The 24,995-nt window shown below is 38.5% G+C and carries 19 protein-coding genes; 10 read left to right on the top strand and 9 right to left on the bottom strand.

From position 1 onward, the window contains the following. Positions 1 to 2: 2 nt before the first annotated feature. Together ACSYSW_RS01175 and miaB are read right to left on the bottom strand one after the other, a co-directional pair. The gene (locus ACSYSW_RS01175; RefSeq protein WP_491705083.1) at positions 3 to 995 is read right to left on the bottom strand and encodes a PhoH family protein; all 993 of its coding nucleotides are present in this window, start codon (positions 993 to 995) and stop codon (positions 3 to 5) included. Positions 996 to 1,060: 65 nt separating this feature from the next. Further along, positions 1,061 to 2,488 (bottom strand): tRNA (N6-isopentenyl adenosine(37)-C2)-methylthiotransferase MiaB, encoded by a 1,428-nt coding sequence (gene miaB, locus ACSYSW_RS01180; RefSeq protein ID WP_491705082.1) that lies wholly within the window; start codon positions 2,486 to 2,488, stop codon positions 1,061 to 1,063. Between the two features lie 263 nt (positions 2,489 to 2,751). On the opposite strand from miaB, the gene ACSYSW_RS01185 reads away from it, so the two are divergent. Next, the gene (locus tag ACSYSW_RS01185; protein ID WP_491706126.1) at positions 2,752 to 3,981 is read left to right on the top strand and encodes an N-acetylmuramoyl-L-alanine amidase; all 1,230 of its coding nucleotides are present in this window, start codon (positions 2,752 to 2,754) and stop codon (positions 3,979 to 3,981) included. Between the two features lie 64 nt (positions 3,982 to 4,045). On the opposite strand, the gene rsmG is transcribed toward ACSYSW_RS01185, so the two are convergent. Continuing rightward, positions 4,046 to 4,654, bottom strand: a complete 609-nt coding sequence (gene rsmG, locus ACSYSW_RS01190) for a 16S rRNA (guanine(527)-N(7))-methyltransferase RsmG (protein ID WP_491705081.1) — start codon at positions 4,652 to 4,654, stop codon at positions 4,046 to 4,048. Beyond that, positions 4,632 to 6,524, bottom strand: a complete 1,893-nt coding sequence (gene mnmG / locus ACSYSW_RS01195) for a tRNA uridine-5-carboxymethylaminomethyl(34) synthesis enzyme MnmG (protein ID WP_491706273.1) — start codon at positions 6,522 to 6,524, stop codon at positions 4,632 to 4,634. Before mnmG ends, rsmG begins: the two co-directional genes overlap by 23 nt. Before the next feature lie 584 nt (positions 6,525 to 7,108). Here mnmG and hda point away from each other — a divergent pair. From hda to ACSYSW_RS01220, 5 genes are all read left to right on the top strand, one after another. Then, positions 7,109 to 7,774 (top strand): DnaA regulatory inactivator Hda, encoded by a 666-nt coding sequence (hda, locus tag ACSYSW_RS01200; protein WP_491706317.1) that lies wholly within the window; start codon positions 7,109 to 7,111, stop codon positions 7,772 to 7,774. Position 7,775: 1 nt separating this feature from the next. Next, on the top strand, positions 7,776 to 8,555 hold the full coding sequence (locus tag ACSYSW_RS01205) for a Cof-type HAD-IIB family hydrolase (RefSeq protein ID WP_491705079.1): 780 nt from the start codon (positions 7,776 to 7,778) through the stop codon (positions 8,553 to 8,555). Between the two features lie 346 nt (positions 8,556 to 8,901). Beyond that, positions 8,902 to 10,599: a ShlB/FhaC/HecB family hemolysin secretion/activation protein gene (locus ACSYSW_RS01210; protein WP_491705078.1), complete on the top strand. Its 1,698-nt coding sequence runs from the start codon at positions 8,902 to 8,904 to the stop codon at positions 10,597 to 10,599. Positions 10,600 to 10,825: 226 nt separating this feature from the next. After that, complete coding sequence (locus tag ACSYSW_RS01215; RefSeq protein WP_491706274.1) at positions 10,826 to 18,262, top strand: two-partner secretion domain-containing protein; 7,437 nt, start codon at positions 10,826 to 10,828, stop codon at positions 18,260 to 18,262. Between the two features lie 4 nt (positions 18,263 to 18,266). Then, positions 18,267 to 18,536 (top strand): hypothetical protein, encoded by a 270-nt coding sequence (locus ACSYSW_RS01220; protein WP_491706275.1) that lies wholly within the window; start codon positions 18,267 to 18,269, stop codon positions 18,534 to 18,536. Positions 18,537 to 18,630: 94 nt separating this feature from the next. Here ACSYSW_RS01220 and ACSYSW_RS01225 read toward each other — a convergent pair whose 3' ends face one another. The 5 genes from ACSYSW_RS01225 to fkpA all read right to left on the bottom strand — a co-directional run bounded on the left by ACSYSW_RS01225 (position 18,631) and on the right by fkpA (position 21,740). Next, a complete protein-coding gene (locus ACSYSW_RS01225; RefSeq protein ID WP_491706276.1) occupies positions 18,631 to 18,735 on the bottom strand; it encodes a SymE family type I addiction module toxin in 105 nt (34 codons plus the stop codon). 104 nt (positions 18,736 to 18,839) lie between these two features. Continuing rightward, entirely contained in the window at positions 18,840 to 20,009 is a 1,170-nt protein-coding gene (gene nagA / locus ACSYSW_RS01230) for an N-acetylglucosamine-6-phosphate deacetylase (RefSeq protein ID WP_491705075.1), read from the bottom strand. A gap of 141 nt (positions 20,010 to 20,150) precedes the next feature. Continuing rightward, the gene (gene tusC / locus ACSYSW_RS01235) at positions 20,151 to 20,504 is read right to left on the bottom strand and encodes a sulfurtransferase complex subunit TusC (protein ID WP_491705074.1); all 354 of its coding nucleotides are present in this window, start codon (positions 20,502 to 20,504) and stop codon (positions 20,151 to 20,153) included. Between the two features lie 15 nt (positions 20,505 to 20,519). Then, positions 20,520 to 20,900: a sulfurtransferase complex subunit TusD gene (gene tusD, locus ACSYSW_RS01240; RefSeq protein WP_491705073.1), complete on the bottom strand. Its 381-nt coding sequence runs from the start codon at positions 20,898 to 20,900 to the stop codon at positions 20,520 to 20,522. Positions 20,901 to 20,915: 15 nt separating this feature from the next. Next, entirely contained in the window at positions 20,916 to 21,740 is an 825-nt protein-coding gene (gene fkpA / locus ACSYSW_RS01245) for an FKBP-type peptidyl-prolyl cis-trans isomerase (protein ID WP_491705072.1), read from the bottom strand. Between the two features lie 239 nt (positions 21,741 to 21,979). Between fkpA and fabZ the strand changes: the two genes are divergently transcribed. Genes fabZ through rnhB form a run of 4 tightly spaced genes read left to right on the top strand, consistent with a single transcriptional unit; the run spans position 21,980 to position 24,993 of the window. Further along, entirely contained in the window at positions 21,980 to 22,426 is a 447-nt protein-coding gene (gene fabZ, locus ACSYSW_RS01250; protein WP_491705071.1) for a 3-hydroxyacyl-ACP dehydratase FabZ, read from the top strand. A 40-nt stretch (positions 22,427 to 22,466) separates the two neighbouring features. Continuing rightward, the gene (gene lpxA, locus ACSYSW_RS01255) at positions 22,467 to 23,246 is read left to right on the top strand and encodes an acyl-ACP--UDP-N-acetylglucosamine O-acyltransferase (protein WP_491705070.1); all 780 of its coding nucleotides are present in this window, start codon (positions 22,467 to 22,469) and stop codon (positions 23,244 to 23,246) included. Further along, a complete protein-coding gene (lpxB, locus tag ACSYSW_RS01260) occupies positions 23,246 to 24,400 on the top strand; it encodes a lipid-A-disaccharide synthase (protein WP_491705069.1) in 1,155 nt (384 codons plus the stop codon). The genes lpxA and lpxB overlap by 1 nt, the downstream gene beginning before the upstream one ends. Further along, positions 24,397 to 24,993, top strand: a complete 597-nt coding sequence (rnhB, locus tag ACSYSW_RS01265; protein ID WP_491705068.1) for a ribonuclease HII — start codon at positions 24,397 to 24,399, stop codon at positions 24,991 to 24,993. Before lpxB ends, rnhB begins: the two co-directional genes overlap by 4 nt. Positions 24,994 to 24,995: the final 2 nt, after the last annotated feature.

Raw genomic sequence — 24,995 nt, forward strand, 5'->3', positions numbered from 1 at the left:
AGTTAATGATTTTCATCCCACTTTTCATAAGCATTTACGATTTGTGCAACAACGGGATGACGCACAACATCATGGCTTTGAAAAAAATTGAAACTAATTTCATTAACTTCATTTAGTACGTCAATCGCATGCCGCAAACCCGATTTTTGATAATTAGGCAAATCGATTTGTGTGATATCACCAGTAATAACCGCTTTAGAATTAAAACCAATACGCGTTAAAAACATTTTCATTTGTTCAATAGTGGTATTTTGGCTTTCATCTAAAATAATAAAAGCATCATTTAACGTCCGCCCACGCATATAAGCCAAAGGCGCTATCTCAATAATGCTTTTTTCAATCAATTTTTCGACCTTTTCAAATCCTAACATTTCAAAAAGGGCATCATAAAGGGGTCTTAAATAAGGATCGACTTTTTGGCTTAAATCGCCCGGTAAAAAACCTAACTTTTCACCAGCTTCAACTGCTGGGCGCGTTAAAATAATACGTCTTACGTGTTGCTTTTCAAGCGCATCAACAGCAGCTGCTACCGCTAAATAGGTTTTACCGGTACCTGCAGGGCCAATCCCGAAGGTAATATCATGATCTAAAACATTCGCCAAATAAATAGATTGATTTAAGGTACGCGGTTTTATAACACCTCGTTTTGTTTTTATCATCACTAATTTAGCATTATTATCGATATAAGCTGGAATATCATCAACCGGCGTTTCAATCGTAGCTAATTCTTTGATCGCTAAATGAATATGTTCAGGCAAAATATCAACAATGCAATTTTTAACTTTTGTTTTTTTATAAAGAGATTCTAATATCAAGATAGTTTCTGGAACACTAACATCACTACCTGTTATTGAAAAGACTTCACCACGAAGATTAATGCCAACACCTAATCGCTTCTCAATTAATTTAATATTATGATTATGTGCACCACATAAACTATTTAAACGTTGATTATCAATAGGCTCTAATATTAATTCACTCGTTACATTATTCATGGTTCAATCCTCTCAACAAATAGATTTTTAGACCAAATGAATGATACTACCAATCTCAATACCATTTAAGGTTGATAGATTCCTACACCTAAATCATTTTCTTTACGTGTTCTTGCAATAACCGATAGTGGCGATTCATTAACACGTAAATTCATTTCATTCTCGACTCGAACAACTTTACCCCGTAAAGAATTAGGATAAACATCGGTAATTTCAACATCAACAAATTGACCTATCATATCTTTTGTTCCTTCAAAATTAACAATACGATTATTTTCCGTTCGTCCGGTTAATTCCATTACATCTTTCTTTGAAGGACCTTCAACAAGAATACGTTGCACGGTATTTAACATAAGCCGGCTATAACGCATTGCTTGTTGATTAATACGTTGTTGTAAAAGATAAAGCCTTTCTTTTTTCTCATCTTCGCTGACATTATCTTCCATTTCAGCAGCTGGTGTGCCCGGTCTTGCTGAATAAATAAAACTATAACTAGTATCGAAATTAACATCACTAATTAATTTCATTGTTTGTTCGAAATCGTCTTTTGTTTCACCAGGAAAACCAACAATAAAATCTGAACTAATTTGAATATCAGGGCGTACTTTACGAAGCTTACGAATAATTGATTTATATTCAATTGCGGTATGGGTACGTTTCATTAAATTTAAAACATGATCCGAGCCACTTTGTACAGGTAAATGTAAAAAGTTAACTAATTCGGGTGTATCACGATAAACATCAATAATATCATCAGTAAATTCAATCGGATGACTTGTTGTAAAACGGATCCTATCGATACCATCAATCGCTGCAACTAAACGTAATAATTCAGCAAAAGAACAAATTCCGCCATCAAACGTCGCGCCTCGATAAGCATTCACATTTTGCCCAAGTAAATTTACTTCGCGCACCCCTTGCTCAGCGAGTTGTGCTATCTCATAAATGACATCATCGCAAGGTCGGCTGACTTCTTCACCTCGTGTATAAGGAACAACACAATAAGTACAGTATTTATTACATCCTTCCATGATAGAGACAAATGCCGTTGGACCTTCGCTACGCGGATCAGGCAAACGGTCAAATTTTTCAATTTCAGGAAAACTCACATCAACCACATGTGCATTATTGCCAGCTTTAATTTGTTCAATCATCTCAGGCAAACGATGAAATGTTTGTGGACCAAAAATAATATCAACAAATGGCGCGCGTTTACGTATTTGAGCACCTTCTTGTGACGCAACGCAGCCACCTACGCCAATAATAATATTTGGATTGGTTTTTTTAAGATTCTTCCAACGCCCTAATTGATGGAAGACTTTTTCTTGCGCCTTCTCACGTATAGAACACGTATTTAAAAGCAGAATATCTGCTTCTTCAGCATCATCTGTTAAGGTAAGATTATGAGTTGAATTTAGGAGATCTGCCATTTTAGATGAATCATATTCATTCATTTGGCATCCCCAAGTTTTGATATGTAATTTTTTGCTCATCAATGACTCAGTTCAATTAATTGTAAAATGAAAACGGCTTTAACTCCGCGATTTTAGCGGGCTATATTGTAAACTTTTGTGTAAATCGGATCTAGCGACTTTTTTCAGCTAAATCATAAAAAACAGTCTTTATCTTAAATTTAAACCATAATGCCTTTATTTTGCTTAAAAATAGCAGAAAATACAGATAAAGATTAACTTTAGACTTTAAAATACTTTCTTGTTAATATTTAGTTCTTTCATACTACATCAAAAGCAATTTAATTATGGTAAAAACATTTAGTTCAACAAGGCGACTTCTGATTAAAGGAATTATTGCAAGTTGTTTACTATCTGTGACTCGTATAGGATTTGCGGCATTAGCACAAATTATCGCTATTCGAGTATGGCCATCATCAACTTATACACGTATAACAATTGAGACTAATCTTGCCATAACCTATAAAAAATTTACCTTAAAAAATCCAAGCAGAATCGTAATTGATATAAATAATCTTAATTTAACAGCAGCAATGAAAAATATATCATCGCAAGTTTTAAGTAACGATCCTTATATTAAACAGCTACGAATTGCGCAATATACGCCTGAGACAGTTAGATTAGTTATTGAATTAAAACAAGATGTTAATCCAAATATTTTTAAACTTAAGCCCATTGCAGAATTTAAAAATCGCCTCGTCATCGATCTTTACCCATCAACACAAACACTCACTAACGACGATCCTTTATTAGCGCTGTTAAAAGAATTTAATCAAGGTGATCTTAGCGAAAAACAAAACGATCTAAAACCGATCGCCAAAAAAAATAATAATACAATTATTGTTGTCCTAGATCCTGGTCATGGTGGTGAAGATCCGGGGGCTATTGGCTATCGTAAAACGCGCGAAAAAGATATTGTGCTCCAAATTGCACGCCGAACACGTAATTTATTACAAAAAGAACCGAATATAAAAGTTTATATGACGCGTAATGAAGATGTCTTTTTACCGCTCAATGTCCGTGTTGCAAAAGCAAGAACATTACGGGCTGATTTATTTATTTCTATTCATGCTGATGCATTTGCGAATCGCTCGGTGAAAGGCTCATCTGTTTTTGCACTATCAACGCGTGGCGCAAGTAGTTCAGCTGCCAATTACTTAGCACAAACACAAAATGAAGCCGATGAAATAGGTGGCGTTAGTCGCAGTGGTGACGATTATTTAGATAATACTATTTTGGATCTCGTGCAAAAAACAACCTTAAGTAATGGTGTTTTACTTGGCTCTGCAATTTTAAATCGTATGAAAGGGATCAATCATTTACATAAACCAGAGCTAGAAAAGGCCGGCTTTGCCGTTTTAAAAGCGCCGGATATTCCATCGGTTTTAGTCGAAACAGCCTTTATTAGTAATACAAGCGAAGAGCAAAAACTTAAAACGGCCGCCTTTCAAAATCAAGTATCAAGAGCGATTGTAAGTGGTATAAAAGATTACCTGAAAAGGCGGAAAAATTAAACGCGATTAAAATCGCGTTAATGGTTAATTATGCAATATATTCAAAAAATATCTTAATACATCCTCATTTATCAGCACGAATAATCATTAAACGTCTTTCGGCCTCCAACTCTGGGATCGTTAATAAAATGTTTTGTGAAATCATAAAGCCTGTAGGCAGCTTATCATTACCTGTCCCTTTTAACGCATAAAAGGCTCCATTTTGATTAGGTAAATGCTGACATAGCGTTAACATATCTTTCAATTCGGCAAAAGCACGGCTAATTACGCCATCAAATTGTTTTTGCTGATATTCTTCAATGCGACATTGCACAGGATGAATATTTGTTAATTGCAATTCAAATTGGACTTGCTTTAAAAAACGTATTCGTTTACCTAAACTATCGACAAGATCAAATTGTTTATTGGGATTAATAATCGCTAATGGGATCCCAGGTAAACCAGGACCTGTACCGACATCAATAAAATGATCTCCTTGCAAATAAGGCGAAACGATTAAACTATCCATAATATGTTTAATCAGCATTTCATAAGGATCCCGAATAGCCGTTAAATTATAAGCTTTATTCCATTTAGTCAGCATTTCAACATAGCGGATCAATTGATCCACTTGTTCATCATTTATAACAAGATCCGTTTTATTAATCAGATCAATGAGTTTCTTTTTTAACATAATTTTTCTTTTTTAAATAAACTAATAGCATCGAGATCGCCGCTGGTGTAATCCCCGAAATTCGCGACGCTTGACCAATAGATACAGGTTTATGTTGTTGCAATTTTGCAATAACTTCATTTGATAAACCTGAAATATCAGCATAATCAATCTGTTCAGGAATTAACGTTTCTTCATTTCGTCTTTGCCTTGCGATCTCTTCCATTTGCAGCTTAATATAACCATCGTATTTTGTTTGTATTTCAACTTGTTCAGCGGCTTGCAAATCATCAAGCCCAGGTGCAAATAATGACAAAGATTTTAAGATAGGATAATTCATTTCTGGACGTTTAAGTAATTCTAAGCCATTAGCTTCTTTGGTTAAATTAGCACTTAAAACCGCATTCACCTCATTGATCGTTTCAATATGCGGATGCACCCAAATATCACTTAATCTTGCTCTTTCTTGTTCAATGGCTTCTAATTTTTGATTGAATAATTGCCAACGCGTATCATCAACCATACCAAGATTGCGCGCAATTTCTGTTAAACGAATATCTGCATTGTCTTCACGCAACATTAAACGATATTCCGCTCTCGATGTGAACATTCGATAAGGCTCATTTGTCCCTAAAGTACAAAGATCATCAACTAATACCCCTAAATAAGCTTGATCTCGACTTGGGTGCCACATTTCTTGCTCAAATGCAAAGCGCGCTGCATTAAGACCGGCTAACAATCCTTGAGCCGCAGCTTCTTCATAACCGGTTGTCCCGTTTATTTGACCCGCTAAAAATAAACCTTTAATAACTTTACTTTCGAGCGTTGGTTTAAGATCTCGAGGATCAAAATAATCATATTCGATAGCATAACCTGGTCTTACAATCGTTGCATTTTCTAACCCAGGCATTGTGCGCACAAAAGCAAGTTGTGTATCAAATGGTAAACTTGTTGAAATACCATTTGGGTAAATCTCATTGCTATCTAATCCTTCCGGCTCTAAATAGATCTGATGAGAATTTCTATCTGCAAAGCGCATAATTTTATCTTCGATAGAAGGACAATAACGCGGTCCAATCCCTTCAATCACACCGGTATACATTGGACTGCGATCTAAACTATTACGGATAATTTCATGCGTTTTTTCATTGGTATTTGTGATAAAACAGGGAATTTGTTGAGGGTGTTCAGTTGCTTTACCTAGAAAAGAAAAGACAGGAACAGGATCATCACCATATTGTGTACCTAATTTTGTAAAATCAATGCTACGTGCATCAATGCGAGGTGGGGTACCTGTTTTTAAGCGACCCATTCTAAAAGCATAATGATGTAGTGATTTAGAAAGACCGATAGAGGCTGGATCACCTGTACGACCACCACTATAATTATTTAATCCTATATGGATCTTACCGTCTAAAAATGTGCCCGCGGTGAGTACAACAGCTTTAGCCCGAAATTTTACGCCCATTTGCGTAACAACACCTGTGATCTTATCATTTTCAATGATCACATCTTCAACAGATTGTTGAAATAACATTAAATTTTCTTGATTTTCAAGCGCAGTTCGAACCGCTTTACGGTAAAGTGATCTATCTGCTTGTGCGCGAGTTGCACGAACAGCAGGACCTTTACTACTATTTAAGATCCGAAATTGGATCCCTGATTTATCAATAGCGTGCGCCATAAGCCCACCCATGGCATCAATTTCTTTAACAAGATGCCCTTTACCAATCCCACCTATTGCCGGATTACAAGACATTTGCCCAAGGGTATTAATATTGTGCGTTAATAATAACGTTTTGCGCCCCATTCTCGCTGATGCCATCGCGGCTTCTGTTCCTGCATGACCACCGCCAACGATGATGACATCAAAAAGATCTGGATAAAACATATAAGCCTCGTATTTTTTAATTTATTCAATTGATCGCGCTAATAACAAATAAAATTTGTCTAAATTAGGATTGCGATTGTACTCATCTTTTTGCACGCGTCAAATGATCTATTCAATCCGGCTCATTAAATATATTAGATCTTTTTAGATGATCTTTTGTTTTTATATTTATTAAGATCGATCTGTTTTGTTGATAACTTGAAATTTCCTATATTTTATTGGATCTTAACGATGGATCTTTATTGTTAATAGATCGTTTGCATCTAGATTTAGATCTGTGCGTAATTTTATTAGTTATCCACAGCTCTCTCTTTTTTTTAGGTTATTCATCTCCATCTCACAGCTTATAAACGGATCTTGTCACAGAGTTATCCACAAAAAATAAATTTGATCGCTGGTTTTTTTACCGATTTCTTTTGATTGTTTGTACACCGCATTTATGGATCTTTTATCTGATCTCGTTTATTTTTAGATCTTCTAAAATTATGTTTTTTGTTTGTTTAAAATACATTGCATTTTGCAACAGCAAACATATACTGGTAGTATTTTATTTTAGGTGAGGTCTGTTTATTTTTTCACAACTTCTGTTACCTCTTTCGTTAACAAATCGAGAAACGTTAGAAAGTTTTTATGTAGGAGAGAATCAATTACTATTTGATTCTTTGACGAGCTTATTAGATGAAACAGGTTTTAAAGTCTTTTACCTGTGGTCTGCTAATGCTGCCGGTAAAACGCATTTATTACACGCAGCCAGCCAAAATAAATTAGCCAGTTATATTCCTTTTAAACAACATTATCATTTTGAGCCAGATATCTTACAAGGACTTGATGATTACGACGTGGTTTGTCTTGATGATATTGCAGCAATAGCAGGGCTTCGAGAGTGGGAAGAAGCAGTATTTGATCTCTTTAACCGATTAACCGAAAAAAATATTAGTAAATTATTGATAACAGCAAATGCTCCTGCCAAACAAATACCTTTCATTTTGCCTGATTTACAATCACGTCTTTCATGGGGGCAAGTCTATCAATTACGTGAATTAACGGATGTTGATAAGTTAAAAGCTTTACAATTAAGAGCGCAAATCATGGGATTTGAATTGTCAACTGAAGTGGGTTTATTCTTATTAAAACGTGTAAACCGTGATATGAGGACGTTATTTTCTTTACTTGAAAAGTTTGAGATAGCGACCTTATCACAACAACGAAAATTAACTATTCCTTTTATAAAACATATTTTGGATCTTTAAAATGAATAATAAGCCTGAAGCTCTCGTCTTTTTTGATTTAGATGGTACTTTATTTACAAGTGAGCTCGATATAGCGAAAAGCTCAATTGATGCGATTATAAACCTCAAAAAAAATAATATCATGCCCCTCTTATCGACAGGGCGTACTTATTGTGAAGTCAAACATATTATGAACAAGATCGGGATTGATTCGATAGTTGCGATGAATGGGCAGGCAGTAATCTATCAAGGTGAAAATGTTTATAGTAATGATATTAATAGCAAACTTGTCGATAGAATTTATCAATATTCCAAGCAAAAAACCGGTATTCCACTTGCTTTTTATAATAATGATATACGCTATGTGTCAGAAATTAATCAAGCAACGATCGATTTTTATCAAGATCTAAAACAACCTATCCCCCCTGTTGACGATAAAATTTATCATACCTTACCGCTACAAATGTTATTGTTATTATGTCAAAAAGGCGAAGAAGAATATATCGAGGCTTTTCCAGAATTAACGTTTATTCGTAATACGGTTTATTGTGTTGATGTATTTAATCATGGAGGATCTAAAGGCAATGGTATTACCCAGCTATTAACTAAAAAAGGTTTTACCGATATACCGACTTATGCGTTTGGTGATGGGATGAATGATTTTGAAATGTTTGCAACGGTTAATCATCCAATTGCGATGGCAAATGCGGTCGAACCTTTAAAACAACAAGCGGAATATATTACCGATTCTAATAATCATGATGGAATTGCTAAAGGATTAAAACACTTTGGATTAATTTAATGATTAAATCATTTAATGATTAATTTCATAAATTTTACTTACTAATCAATTTGAGGTTATAAGCCATTTTGTTTATAACCTGACTTCTTATTTGTGTGATTAAATGCCCTTAATTAAGCTATTTGTTGCCCTGTAAATTATGTCCTTTTGGGCAACGACGATATCAATAACGCCTCGATATTCCTTATCATCACATTATTTTGATCAGTATTTTTTATCAAAAAAGAGATCTAAAAACAATCTTAAAGAGCGTTCTTTTCGATCAACAAATGCTGGAAAAGTTATTTTTTTTGTGTATGATAGCGCCCACTTTTTTATAAAAATTATAAATTTAATGGATCGAAGTATGTTATCTAGCATTAATAAATATACATTTATCTTTTTTACGTTATTTATCCCTTATTGTTATGCCGCATCTTTACCTGATCCTAAAACAATCAGTGATCAGCAACTGATTTTTCAACAAGAACGCGATAAAGCATTGCAAGAAACGTTAACGCCCAAATCACCGGATGTTCGTTATAATTTACCAGCAACGAATTATTATCATTTACAATTTCCTATTGAAGATATTTGTTTTCAAATTAATCAAGTAACGCTATTACAGCGAAATACATTACCTTGGTATATTCCTCTTAATCGTATAGCCAAACAAGCCGAAAATCATTGTTTAGGTGAAAATGGCATTAATTTACTGACAACCCGTTTACAAAGCATGTTATCTAATGCCGGTTTAATTACATCACGCGTTGTTATTCCTGAACAAGATCTTAATAATGGCACGTTAAATCTACTTATTATTGACGGTAAAATTCGAAATATTGATTACTCAGCCGATAGCGACAAACATGCCACCTTAATTACCGCTATGCCAGTTTCTAAAAATACGTTGTTAAATATCCGCGATATAGAGCAAGGGCTAGAGAATTTACAACGATTACCAACTGTTCACGCCGAAATGCAATTAATTCCGACGCCACAAATAGGTGAAACCGATATTTTAATTACTCGCAAGCAAGAAAAATTTTGGCGTACCAGCTTTTCGTTAGATGATTCAGGCACGCGCACAACGGGTCGATATCAAGGGGGATTAACGTTTTATTTAGATAATATTCTCGGCTTAAGTGATAGTTTTTATGTAACAGGTGGGCATGATTTAGATCATAAAGGCAAATACGGCTCTAAAAATTACTTATTTTCTTATTCTATCCCTTATGGATACTGGTTATTTAGTGCTTCACTCAGCGGTAATAAATATGAACAAACTGTCGCCGGTAACATTGTTAATTATAAATACAGCGGGCGTAGCCGCAATGCCAACATGCAAATTAGCCGAATTATTCATCGTAACGAAAGTCAAAAAACCACACTAAATTATGGCATTAATTTAAAACAGTCGCATAACTACATCGATGACAATGAAATTGAAGTACAACAACGTAAAACCACTAATTGGTATTTGGGAATTAGTCATCGGCATTATATTGATGATATCACGCTAGATGTCGGTGCAACTTATCAAAAAGGCGTTCGTTGGTTCAATGCCATAAAAGCGCCAGAAGAAAAGAACAGCGAAGATGATGCCAGTGCCTTAGCCAATATTATCAAATTAAATTTATCGGCAGCGATTCCTTTTGCCATTAGTAACCAACGCTTTAAATATAATCTAGATTATCAAAGTCAATATACGAGAGGTGGGCACCTTACTTCACCCGATCAGTTTTCAATAGGGGGGCGTTGGACAGTACGAGGTTTTGATGGGGAATTAACGCTTCGAGCAGATAGAGGCTGGTTTATCCGTAATGAACTTTCTTGGCAAGCACCATTTAATCAAGAGCCCTATATTGGCATTGATACGGGTGGCGTTTCTGGTGCTAAAAGCGAATATCTGCTTGGACGGCACCTAACCGGCGGAGTAATGGGGATCCGCGGGCAACAATTTGGGATTTATTATGATTTATTTGCGGGTAAACCGCTGGCAAAACCGGCTGGTTTTAAAACAGATTCCGTAAATTTAGGTTTTTATATGAGCTATACGTTTTAGCAAAATATCGAAAACACGTTATTAGACTCGCAAGTCATTGCAATAAATAAAATTAATATTAATCAATATATTAAAAGCAATATTAAGAAATTTTATCTTAAAACTTCATGAGTCAATAAAACCAAGAATTAATCATATTTTAGAATTTAAATAATTTAAATAGGAAATAAGAACAATGAACAAGTACTGTTATCGAGTGATATATAATCGCGTGCGCCGGTTATGGATGGTGGTAAGTGATATCAGCTCAGGTCAGGGGCATCAAGCGAGCGGTCATCGCCTAAAACCGAATAAGCTGCATCATTTTAAGGTATCGCTATCACCGCTACGTTTTAGCTTGCTGTTGGCATTAGGGATGGTGCTTGTTAATCCAACCGCCATGGCGGCGGGGATTGTTGCTGACAGTCGTGCGCCTTCGCCCTATCGTCCTGTTATCAGTGAAACGGGTAATGGACTGCCGCAAGTCAATATCCAAACGCCGAATAAAAACGGGTTATCGCATAATAAATATCAGCAATTTGATGTTGGACAAGGCGGGGCGATATTAAATAACAGCAGCAAACTTAGTGAGACACAGCTCGGCGGATATGTGCAGGGTAATGAGCTGCTACAAGGGACGGGACCGGCAAAAATCATTTTAAATGAAGTGAACTCAAGTCATGCGAGCAAGCTTAATGGCATGGTAGAAGTGGCGGGAGGGCGAGCGGAAGTGATTATCGCCAACCCATCGGGCATTACGTGTGATGGCTGCGGCTTTATTAATGCCTCGCGCAGTACGCTAACAACGGGCACGCCACAAATTCATCAAGGCGACTTAACCGGGTATGTTGTTAAAGCGGGTCGGGTTGTGATAACCGGTGCAGGGCTAGATGGACGCGAGCAAGACCACAGCTTAATTATGGCGCGGGCGGTTGAGATTAATGGCAAACTGTGGGCCAATTATGCGCAGGTAGTTGCGGGTCAAAACGAGGTTAGCCGCGATGGCGGTGAGGTGATTGCCATTGACACGGGCGACGGCAAAAAACCCGAGTTTGCGTTAGATGTGTCAGCGGTTGGCGGCATGTATGCGGGTAAAATTTATTTAGTGGGCACAGAGCACGGCGTTGGGGTTCGTAATGCGGGTGAGCTTGGGGCAACGTCGGGCGATTTTAGGTTGCAGTCCGATGGCAAAATCGTCAATCTGGGTAAAATACAAGCCAGTCAAGGTATTGACATAAAAAGCCAATCAAGCCTTGATAATCAGCGCACTATCACGGCAAAAAAAGACGTCACTATCACGGCAAAAGCGGCAGTCAATAACGAAGGCTCATTGATTGCTGGGCAGCAGTTAACGCTGCAATCTGGCTCGATAAATCAAACGGCTGCGGGCTTAATGGCGGCAGGCATTGATGATAACGGTAAGCTTAGCCAAACGGGCAGTGTGACAATTAATAGCGAGCACGCCACCTTAAAAGGCAAAAGCCTTGCGACCAATGCGGTGCGAATTAAAACGACGGGTCAAACCGATTTAGATGATAGTGTTATTGTGGCAGATACCCTTCATGCCAGTGCCAAGGTAATTAGCGCTAAAAACAGCCAGCAGTCGGCAACCGGCACGATTGACTTAACGGCACATGATGAGATTAATTTACAAAACAGCCAACTTATTGCGTTAGGTGAGTTAACCATCAGCGCCGAGTCGGTTGACAGCCAGCAGGCAAATTGGCAAGTTGGCGGGCTTAGCTTGCAAGCCGAGCACGTCAATAACCAAGGTGGGACGATAATTAGCCAAGGGGATGCCCGCATTGATGCGACAAGTTTTAATCATAAGGACGGCACACTACAAGCCCATAACCTGAGTCTGCAGCTAGATAGATTAAGTGGAGATGGCAAATTATGGGCGACAGGGGATATGACCCTGCGATTAAAAGAGGATTTTCATCACCAAGGTGAGATGATTGCCAATCAAGGGATAACCATCACCACCGATAAGACGATAACCAATGAGAGCTTAATACAATCTGGACAATCATTAACGTTAAATAGCCAAGGTTTATTTAACACCAAAACGGGTGAGCTGATAAGCGGCAACGTAACCCTTACGCATATCGATGTGATAAATCGTGGACTGATAGACAGCCATCAACTGCAGTTAACCGCTGACAGTGTGCAAAATGTGGGTAGTGGTCGCGCCTATGGCGATATTATCACAATAAAAGCAAACAGCCTCAAAAACCAAAGTGAGCCGCGGTCAGACGGCACAAAAACGAAGGACGTGGCACCGGTGATTGCCGCGCGCGAGCGTTTTATTATTCATGTTGACCACTTACTGAATCAAGGTCATGCGCTGTTACTCAGTTTAGGGGATATGGTGCTTGAGGGAACGAAGATAGCCAATCACTCAGCGCGGATTGAAGCGATGGGCAATCTTGCGATAACGGCGGATGAGATTAATAATATCAATGATGATTTACAAACCGAGGTGGTAATCGTTAGTGAGGAGCAGGTTAATGAATACAGCTTTTATGACAGTCAAGACCGCTACGCAGGTGATAATGCCAAAGTTACATGGGGACATGGCAAACGCAAATACCCAACGCTAACGATTATAAAACCGGATGGCTCGACTGAATCGCGTTATAAATACATCGAATACAATTACACAAAAACCCACTATCAAACGCAAATCACCCAGACCGACCCAGCTGAAATCCTCGCTGGCGGCGCAATGACGATAAAGGCCAATCAGCTATTAAACGATAATAGTAAAATCCTTGCTGGTGGTCATTTACAGTTAACGGTTGATAGACTCGAAAATATCAACACGGAGGGTATTGATAAATATGTTTCAAAAGGGACACAGATACGTTATGACCGCAAATGGAATGGCGGCACTGACCGAGATTATTCGTCAAAAAGGCGATATAGCGATTATAACGATATTATTGAAACGAGTTTGGATTTAAACACCGGTAAAATTTTAGATTTTCAGGTGGTCGTGACGCCGCCAGCGGTAACGGTGCCGGAATCGAGCCAAGTTGATGGCGGTGGCACGATTAAGCCGGTGTCGATTAATGAAGTGAGCACCATATCGCCGAATTTGACGATTCCCGTGGGTGGTTTATATCAGCCCGTGACGGAGCCAGATAAAACCTACCTCATTGAAACCGACCCCCAATTTACGCATAAAAAAGACTGGCTGAGCTCGGATTATATGATATCTCGCCTAAAACGCGACCCAAACAACATTCAAAAACGGTTAGGGGATGGCTATTATGAGCAGCGCCTTATTCAAGAGCAAATCACAAACCTCACGGGCTCGCGTTATCTTGATGGCTACGAAAATGACTTTGAGCAATATAAAGCGTTAATGAATGCGGGGGTGACGTTTGCTGAGCGTTATTCGCTGAGTATTGGCGTTGAGCTGACGGATGAGCAAATGAGGGAGCTCACGAGCGACATTGTGTGGCTGGTCAGTAAAACGGTGACGGTAAACGGCAAAACGGAGCAGGTGCTGGTGCCGCAGGTGTATTTAACAAATCGGGCGCATGTGAATGCGAGCGGGGCGTTAATCAGTGGTAATACGGTTGCCATTCAAAGTAACGATACGATTAAGAGCACAGGGCAGATTGTTGCGAAAAATCAGCTGCTTGTTACGGGTAACCAGCTGAGTCAGGAAGGCAACTGGCTGGCAAACACGATTCAGGTCCAGATGAATGACAGCATAACAAGTCATGGCAGTTTTGTTGGAAAATCGGGGGTGATGTTATCGGCAGGCAAGGATATCACGCTTCAAACCACAACGAAGACAAGTCAAGTCAATTATGGTAAAAACCAAAACAGCCACACGGTGATTGACAAGGTAGCTGGCATAAAAACGGACAATGGCAAAATCGTGCTTGAGGCAGGGCAAGACGTATCGCTTGCTGGTGCGATGCTTGTTGCGGGAAGTCAGTCAACGCCTTTGGCGGAGCATAAAGGGGCAAAGGTCAACGAGACAAAATCCGAAGGTCATCTCCAAATAAGCGCAGGTCGCGACATTAATCTGTCGCAGGTTGAGACAGCGGATTCCTCAGCGGCGTATTTTGGTAAAAAGGACTACCGCATAACGGACAATCAGCAAGCGACAGGCAGTCAGCTAATTGCAAACGGCGATATCACCTTGAGCGCGGGGCATGATATAAAAAGCCAAGCGGCACATATCACCGCCGATAAGGCGCTAAATGTAAACGCGGGACATGATGTTATGCTTAATGCGGCAAGTGAGCATAGCTCGCTAACTGACCATCATGAAAAGAAAAACGACCGCTTACTCAATCAAAAATTAACGTCGCATCATATTGAGACAGACAATCACACGCAACAAGGCAGTGAGCTGCATGGCGATACGGTCAACATCACGTCAGGGCATGATATGGCAGTGATAGGCAGTCAAGTGACCGCAAGTCACGATGTGAATCTCACTGCGCAAAATAACCTTCACGTCGGCGCAGCCGAGGAGTCTTACTACCATCATGAAGAAAAGATAAAGACGGAATCGGGGTTAATGGGCAGTGGGGGTCTTGGCATAACGATAGGCAAGATGAACGAAAGCCTAAAAGCGACAGACAGGCAGCAAGGTTACCTGGGTAGCACAATCGGTAGCACGGGGGGGAGTGTCAGCCTAAGTGCCGGAAAAGACATAAAAGTCAGTGCCAGTGATGTGATAGCGAAAGAAAACCTCAGCTTGCAAGGGGAGAATATCCAGGTTGAATCGTTAGATGCCAAAACGACGTATCACGAAGAATACAAAAAGGAGACCTCGGGACTGACACTGGCGATAACGGGCACGTTAAATGAGATGTACGAGGCGGGTCAGGCGGTGAATAATGCGTCTAAACGGGGTAATGACACGTTACTTGCGCTACAAAGTATCAAAGCGGGTTTAACGGCAACCAATGCGTATTTAGATACACAAACGACGGATGGCAAGGGTAAGTCGGAAGCGTCGATTGGGGTGAGTGCGATGGTTGGCACGCAAAAGAGCGAGCGAACGCTAGAGCAAGAGCAACATACGGCGATGGGGTCGGGGCTATCGGCGGAGAAAACCATCACGATTATTGCCAGCGGGATTAACCCAGCGAATAATGAGTCAAATCAACCAAATCAACCAAATCAACCAAATCAATCACATCAACCCAATAAAAGCGGCAATATTGACCTTATTGGCAGTGAAATCCACGCAGGTCAAGACATAAAGCTGAGTGCAGCCAATGACCTTAACGTGATAGCAGCCATTAACACGCAGCACAGTGACCGAAAAGAAAATAGCGACAGTGCGGCAGCGGGGATAGTGCTACAGCTGGGGGGTGATGATAGTGGCTTTCGGTATAAGGGTAGCTATGCGTTTAGCAAAGAGCGAGAGAAGTCAAACGGCAGTGCGTGGAGTGAGTCCATTATCCAGGCGGGTGGCAATTTAACGGTCAACACCGGCAATGACCTAACGGTGACGGGGGGTAAGCTTGAGGGCGATAAGGTGGAGATTAATGTGGGCAATAACTTAAGCTTAACGTCGCTGCAAGATACGGATTATTACGACTATGACAAGCTCACGGGGTCGGTGAGTGGCAGTGCAGGCTATGGGGGTTGGGCGGCAAGTCTTGGCTTTTCGAGTACCGAGATGGAGAGTAACTGGGCGAGTGTGACGGACCAAACGGGGATATATGCAGGGAGTTATGGCTATGATATTACGGTAGGCAAACACAGTGAGCTTACGGGAGCGGTGATTGCTTCAAGTGCGAAAGACAAAAAAGACAACACGCTAGAGACGGGTACAATCGGTTTTAGTGATATTAAGAACAAAGCGGATTATCAGGTTGACCATATTGGGCTCAGTATTGGCATGAGCAGTAGTGGGGGCGCCTCGGTGAGTGCGCCAAGCATTTATCATGACAGTGACAGCGCCAGCAGCATAACGCACTCGGCGGTTGAAGAGGGGAATTTAATCATTCGGGATACAGCGAATCAAAAACAAGACATTGATACGCTCAGTCACGATACCGAGCATGCTAATAACGAATTAAAACAGCTGTTTGACAAACAAAAGCAGCTTGACCGAATAGAGGCGATAGACACCATAAAAGACATCGCCGCGCAGGTGCATGATACGCTAAGTAAGGTCGATAGATTAAATGCAGAAAAAGACTATGGTAAACTGAGCGATGAAGAGCGAGCGAACAAAACGCTGGATGAATTTATAATTGACCGCAGTAAAGACAACCTGGGCACGATGGGCAATACGGTCAGCAAGGGCATTGATGCGGCAACAGCGATTATAACGGGCATTATAACGGGTGATATCACGGGCGGGCTTGCGGGTGCTAGCGCCCCTTACCTAGCTGGCATCATCAAAGAGAAAACGCAAGATGACCCGAATGCGAACTTAATTGCGCATGCGATACTTGGCGGGGTTGTTGCGCAGCTGCAAGGCAATAGTGCCATCGCGGGTGCTGTAGGCGCGGCGGCGAGTGAAAAAGCGGCTGACCTTATCCAGCATGCGCTGTACGGTGATAAAAAGACATCAGCGCTTAGCGAAGCGGAAAAACAAAACATCAGCGCCCTAACGCAGCTGGCAACGGGACTGGCAACGGCGGCGGCAACCAGTGGCAGTGTGGGGGATGTTGGCACGGCTGTGTCGGCGGGGAAGAATGCGGTTGAGAATAACTCATTAGCGGGTGATAAATTTAGGGAAGAGCATAAAAACAGCGCTGAGTATTGGAAAGATAAGGTAAGGGAAACGGTTGGTGAAAATACCCTTTCGCAAATTACCAATGGTATCATTACCGCCTATGGTGATACGGTTGATTTTGCTGCAGGCGGCATTGATACCATTGCCGATAGCGTCTTAGCGTTAGGCAGCTGCAGTATCGGCGTGAGCTATTGCGATACGGCACTGGCTGATTTAAGAAAAGCGGATAAAACCGCACAAGATGCGGTGTGGTCAATTGTTAATGGCGATGCTTGGGACTCGATAAAAGATACGGTGATTAAAGCGAGCAAAGGCGATCAGTTAGCATTAGAAGAAGTGGCGAGTTTATTATCGGCTACATTGGCGCCATCGAAGTTAGTAAGTAATGCGGACAAAGTTGTTCATAAAGGTGATGCCGTTGGTATTGTTGATAAAGTAGAAAATAATACGAATAAAAACAATGCGCTAGATAAAACAACGGTAGATAAAATTCTAGCAACAGAAAAAGGTAATCGTCCAGATCCATCCACTTATATGTCTCAAGCAGAAATTGATGCGCATTTGGCGAAGTTTGATGATGGGGCAGTAAGATTTACGTCTAAATCTAAATATGAACAATACGGCACATATGGTCAAGATGGTGGATTTGTTATGCCTGCGTCTGAATTTAATCAATTAATGAAGGAATCAAAAGGAGATTTACGAATAGTAGAAAAAAAATTAGGATTAGATAAAGGGTACTTAAATCATTCAGATACCATGGCAATTTATATAAAAAAAGAAGATTTTAAAGGATTAAAAATACCATCAGGTAATGAAGATGGCGCTAATCAATTTTGGAAGCCGGGGGGTAAAACATCTGGTGGAATATCAGAAGCAACTATGGATTTTTCTAAAATATCTAATGCTGGTAAAATCGACTTAGAAAAAATTAAATCAGCACTTTCGGGGAAGTAATATTATGAATAAAGAAATAATTAAAGGTAAATATTTTGATTTTGAAATAACCCCTATAAAAAAGAAAGATCCCATTTTACAAGAAGGAGAGTTTTCAACAGATCCAAGCTGGTGGCGAATAAAAGAAGAAAACGGTAAATATTTATTTCGTTGTTTATCAGGTGCTTTAGCTGGGGGGGAATGTAAAACCGAGATCACTAAAGAAGAATTTGATAAACTTCATACCGGTGAAATAACACCAAAGGATATTTGTTATAAATATAATATTGGTTGATTATCATTTGTAAAAATCCCAGCCAAAAACTGGGATTTTTTGTTTTTTACGATCTATCTCACAAAATAAACTAATTATTAATCATCTTTTCGATTTAGCTCGCAATTTCAACAATCAACTTGCCGTGTTCAGCCGTAATTGTGACAAGTTGCCCAGTTGCAAAGCCTGCCTCTTTTAACCAATCACCTTTTAAATGCAAGGCGGGGTATTTGCTGTAATAGGTATCGCTTGGGGTATCTTAGCTAAACAACAGAGCATGATATTTAACACCATCATTCCCTATTTTCAATTACTTATGCCACTTCACTCAACCGTATTACCACTGTTTGATTTAAAATCCCATAAACCATTAACAATGGTCTTTTTGACATTAAAATAATCATCAAAAATAACTAGGTTAGCAATTTTACCTTCAATAATGCTGCCTAATTTATCATCTACACCAATTGCGCGAGCTGGGTAAAGGGAAGCCATTTTTAACGCTTCGTCTAAAGCAATGCCGACGTTTTGAACGCTATTTTTTACCGCGGTAATCATATTAAGTGCTGAGCCTGCTAAAGTGCCTTTTTCATCAACACAGCGACAATTTTGATAATAGATAGTTTTGCCGGCAAATGTGGCTTTGGGTAAATTTGTGCCAGCAAGTAACATGGCATCAGTAATTAAAATTAAGTGATCTTGTTTGATTTTATGGCTATTACGGATATTTGACCAGCTTACGTGTTCACCATCAGCAATGATACCACTATAGACATGAGCGGCTTCATAAATTGCACCGACAATACCCGGCTCACGACCTAAAATAGGTGGCATGGCGTTAAAAAGATGAGTACCTAGGCGAATGCCAGCATTAAATCCACGCTGACAGTCAGTATAGGTAGCGTTGGAATGACCGACTGAGATTTGTATCCCCGCTTCAGATAATTGCCTTATAAATTCTGTTTTTACTTTTTCAGGCGCGAGTGTAATGATTTTAATCACATCGGCATTATCACATAAAAAATTAATATCTTTTGCATTTGGCTCGCGAATGAATTTTTCATTGTGGATGCCTTTTTTTATTGGATTGATAAACGGTCCTTCAAGATGTAACCCTAATGCTTGATTATGATGAACTTTAAGATAATCACGCATAACACTAATCGCTTTATGCATAAATTCATTGCTTGATGTAATTAAGGTCGGTAAAAAATTAGTACATCCTGAGCTAAGATTCGTTTTTGCCATTAATTCTAATGTATTTATTGATAATGAATCTAATCTTTCATTAAATTGTACGCCACCACAGCCATTTATTTGAAGATCAATAAAAGCAGGTGCTAACATGGCGCCTTGGAGGTTTTTTTGAGGAACATCTTTTGATAGCGTTTCTTGTGCAACAATAGCCTTAATTTTATCCCTTTCAATAATAACCGCATGATTATCTAAAATTTGATAACCAGTATAAATACGGCAATGTGTTAACGCATACATAAGGCTTTCCTGTATAAAGTAGCTTTTTAGTTCTATTATAAAAATGAAAATAATAAAGCGAAATGTAAATATTTTCGAGGTTTAAATAAGAGGAAATATTTACGCTAACTTAATAGTTTTAATTATAAAGTGATTAGAAAATTAAAAATGTAAGATAACATCTTGATTATTAAGTTTTTGTTTTAATTCGTTAGATTCGATGAGTTTAACATCAAGATTAAAGTCAGCTAAGTTTAAGTGATTAAATTTAATTGACGCATGGCAGGCGTAAATATCTTCAATATCATATAATTCAAGCATATTGAGGGTTGCGATATAATCGCGATTTAAAATGAGTTCAGGTAATTGCTTCGGTAATAAATGAAAAACACCGTCATTAATAAAAAAAACAGAAACGTGATTTATATCTGATAAAGCTAAAGCCATATCTAACGCTTCGCGACCTTTCGATGTACCATGTGGAGATTCATTAAAAATGATTGCAATATTTTTCATAAGGATAAAAAACGTTTAAAATTGCATAATGCGATCTGATTTAAGCATGGCTTCGCTTAGCTCTCCTAATCCAGCCAAATAAAAGTTCTCAGCAAGATTATGCTCACCAACTCCTCGCCGTTGCCCAGCCGCAATACATATCGCTAATTTTAACGAGTACTTTTCGGCTAATTGTTTCCAAGCAGCGGTTAAATCAAATTCATCATTAGCAGGATCGTTAAAACGATTGGCATTATAAACGCCGTCGGCATAAAAAAAAACGGATTTAATAGTATGAGGGGAATCTAATAGAAGTGTCTTTGCAAATTGATAAGCACAATAAGCAGCTTGAGCCCCATAAGCGGGGCTCATTACAACAAGCGTATAGCTTAATGATTGCTTTGATTGATTAAGCAAATGAATACCATATTCTTAATGAGCGTTATCATCATGTTGATTTGCGTCAGTTTTATCATTAGCTTTATCAATAGAAACTAATTCTATATCGAAAACTAGGGTTGATGCCGGTTGTATGCCTGCATTCTCGCCATGTCCATCGATATTTTGTTTACCATATGCTAATTCAGGTGGGATAACTAATTTAATTTTACCGCCTTTACCGATTAATTGTAGACCTTCAGACCAACCAGGAATAACTTGATTAAGTGAGAATTTTACGGGTTCATTATAATCATATGAACTATCAAATTTACGTCCATCAATCAATTTACCTGTATAATTTACAGTAACAATATCGTCAGCTTGAGCGGTTGGTTTACTGCCTGTATCAATAATTTGATAAAGCAAACCGGATTCAGTTTTTTTCACATTAGGTTCTTTGGCAAACTCTTCACGGAATTTATCACCAGCAGCCGTATTTTCAGCAATTTCTTTGTTAGTACTTTCTTGCGCTTCTTGTTGAATGCGTTTACTAAAATTATCTAAAATTGTTTTAACTTCTTCTTCAGATTTTTGCGGTGCACCTTTAAATGTTTCGGTAAATCCGTTGATAAAATAGTTAGAATCAAAAGTAATCTTGCCATTTTTTAGATTACTTTTAACATAACTAGCAAATGATGAACCCAAAGCATAAGATTCTACTTCTGCTTCGGTTGCTTTTGTTAGAGGAGATGTAGTTTCTACAATAACAGTCGATTCTTCTGCGGGTAAGGATTCACTTTGATCTTTTTCATTACAGCCAGCTAGCGCTAATACAATTGCACTACTTAGCAATGTCATTTTAATTAATGATTTCATAAACTCTCCAAATTAAAAAGGTTCATACATAAAACTAAATAATTATATATGAATTATTTTTGTTAACAATAAATTATTTTTGATGTAAATATTCTCTTTTTGAATCGATCGATTTAGGCGAACTTTATATTTTTAATAAAGGATCTGCTTCAGTAAATTTAATTAACCTTGAGTGTAAATATCTTCCTCGATATAATGCTGAAAATTGTTAATAATTTAATGTAATAAGGATAGCTATTTTGACTACCGAACTTAATTCTCTTGATATTGAAGAGATCATCCGTTTACTTCCCCATCGTTACCCATTTCTGATGGTTGATCGTGTCATTAGTTATGAGAAAGGAAAAACGCTAAAAGCAATCAAAAATGTCACCGTGAATGAACCTTTCTTTCAAGGGCATTTTCCTAATAAACCAATTTTCCCGGGTGTTTTGATTTTAGAAGCCATGGCACAAGCAACGGGTATTTTAGCATTTAAAAGTATTGAAGAATTGACGCCAGGGCAGCTCTATTACTTTGCCTCTATTGATAAGGCACGTTTTAAACGTCCTGTCGTACCAGGAGATCAGCTGATGTTAGATGTTGAATATATTAAAGAACGTCGTGGCATTGCACTATTTCATGGCGTCGCAACTGTCGATGGTAAATTAGTTTGTGAAGCCGAGATGATGTGCGCGCGTAAATAACGGCATCGTTAGATAGCAAAATTAAAGTTAAGGAAAGACAATGGCAACAGAAATACACCCAAGTTCAATTATTGAAGAGGGTGCAAAAATTGGCGATAACGTTAAAATTGGACCTTTTTGTTTTATCGGTAAAAATGTCGAAATTGGTTCCGGTACGTTTTTAAAGTCTCATGTCGTCATTAATGGTCATACAAAAATAGGACAAGATAACCAAATCTATCAATTTGTTTCAATTGGTGAAGTTAATCAAGATCTTAAATATCGTGGTGAGCCTACGCTTACTGAAATTGGCGATCGTAATATGATTCGTGAGAGCGTAACAATCCATCGTGGCACAATTCAAGGTAGTAATCTAACCAAAATAGGTAGTGATAATTTACTGATGGTTAATGCCCACGTTGCTCATGATTGTGTGATAGGTGATCGTTGTATTTTAGCCAATAATGCAACGCTTGGTGGCCATGTTGAATTAGGTGATTTTGTGATTATTGGCGGTATGACTGCTGTGCATCAATTTTGTAAAATTGGCTCTCATGTTATGGTTGGTGGTTGTTCGGGTGTTGCGCAAGATGTGCCACCTTATATTATTGCTCAAGGTAATCATGCAACTCCTCATGGTGTCAATTACGAAGGTTTAAAACGCCGTGGTTTTAGCAAAGAAGCATTACAAGCTATTCGTAATGCTTATAAAATTCTTTATCGCAATGGGTTAACATTAGATGCCGCTAAAACTGATCTTGATGAATTGGCGCAATCTTCTCCTGAAGTTAAACTTTTTATTGATTTCTTATCTTATTCGACGCGCGGAATTATTCGTTAATGATAGATAAACCTTTAACGATTGCATTAGTTGCCGGTGAAACATCCGGTGATATTTTGGGGGCGGGTTTGATAAAAGCCCTAAAATCTTGCTATTCGAATATTCAATTTGTTGGTATTGCTGGTCCTAAAATGCAAGCGGAAGGTGCCATAAGTTGGTTTGATATGGAAGAATTATCTGTCATGGGCATTGTTGAGGTTTTAGGGCGATTGCGGCGTATCTTAGCTATTAGGCGTGATCTTACCCAGCGGTTAATAAAACTAAAGCCTGATATCTTTATTGGTATAGATGCGCCTGACTTTAATCTTTCGCTCGAAGGTAAATTAAAAAAAGCAGGGATTAAAACCGTTCATTATGTTAGCCCGTCTGTTTGGGCATGGAAACAAAAACGCGTTTTTAAAATTAAACGTAATACGGATTTGATTTTAGCCTTTTTACCTTTCGAAAAAGCATTTTATGATAAATATCATGTTCCTTGCCGTTTTATTGGTCATAAAATGGCAGATGATATTGCGCTTGAGCCTGATCAAATTAAAGCGCGTAAGCAATTAGCTATTCCATTAGAAAAAACCTGTGTTGCCATATTGCCAGGTAGCCGACAAAGTGAAGTTGCTTTGCTCTCGCAGCCTTTTTTAGAAGCAGCAGAATTATTAGCGTCGAGGTATCCCAAATTACATTTTATCGTTCCTTTTGCAAATGCGAAAAGGCGCAAAGAATTTTTAGAAATTAAACAGCAAGTTGCACCTGCTCTTAATATCCAATTTTTATATGGGCACGCGCGTGAAGCTATGATTGCGAGTAATGCTACAATTTTGGCATCAGGCACGGTTGCTTTAGAATGTATGTTAGCGAAATGCCCGATGGTTGTTGGCTATAAAATGAAGCCTTTCACTTTTTGGTTGGCTAAAAAGCTGATCAAAATTCCTTATGTTTCGTTACCGAATATTTTAGCCGCTAAAAAAATTGTGCCAGAATTATTACAAAAAGATTGTAATCCTGAAAATATTGCCAATCATATTATTCCTTTTATTGAAGAGAAGAATAATAATATTGAATTAAAAAATACCTTTTTAGCGCTTCACCAACAAATTTGCTGTAATGCAGATGAACAAGCCGCATCAGCAATTATGGATGTGTTAGGGTCATCACATTGAATACTGTTTCTTTTAGTTATCCTAATATTTCGTTAATTGCGGGTGTTGATGAAGTCGGGCGAGGTCCTTTATGTGGCGACGTTGTTACTGCAGCGGTTATTTTAGATCCGAATAAAGATATTGAAGGTTTAACAGATTCTAAAAAATTGACTGAAAAGAAGCGAGAACAGTTATTTGAGAGAATTTTAGAAAATGCTTTAAGCTTTTGTGTTGCAAGAGCAACTGTTGCAGAAATAGATGAGTTAAATATTTTACATGCAACTATGTTGGCGATGCAGCGTGCTGTTGCTGGACTTTCTATAAAACCTAATTATATTTTAGTTGATGGTAACCGATGCCCAGATTTTGGCATTCAATCACAAGCTGTTATTAAAGGCGATTTATTAGTAAAAGAAATTAGTGCAGCATCTATCTTGGCTAAAGTTGTTCGTGATCGTGAAATGGTGGCTTTAGATAAACAATACCCCCATTATGGTTTGGCAAAACATAAAGGTTATCCGACAAAGGATCATATAGCAGCAATAAAAAAACATGGTGTTAATCATCTTTATCGCAAAAGTTTTGCGCCAGTTCGTTGTTTATTATCTAATTAATA

Source organism: Gilliamella sp. ESL1225 (genome assembly GCF_058502635.1).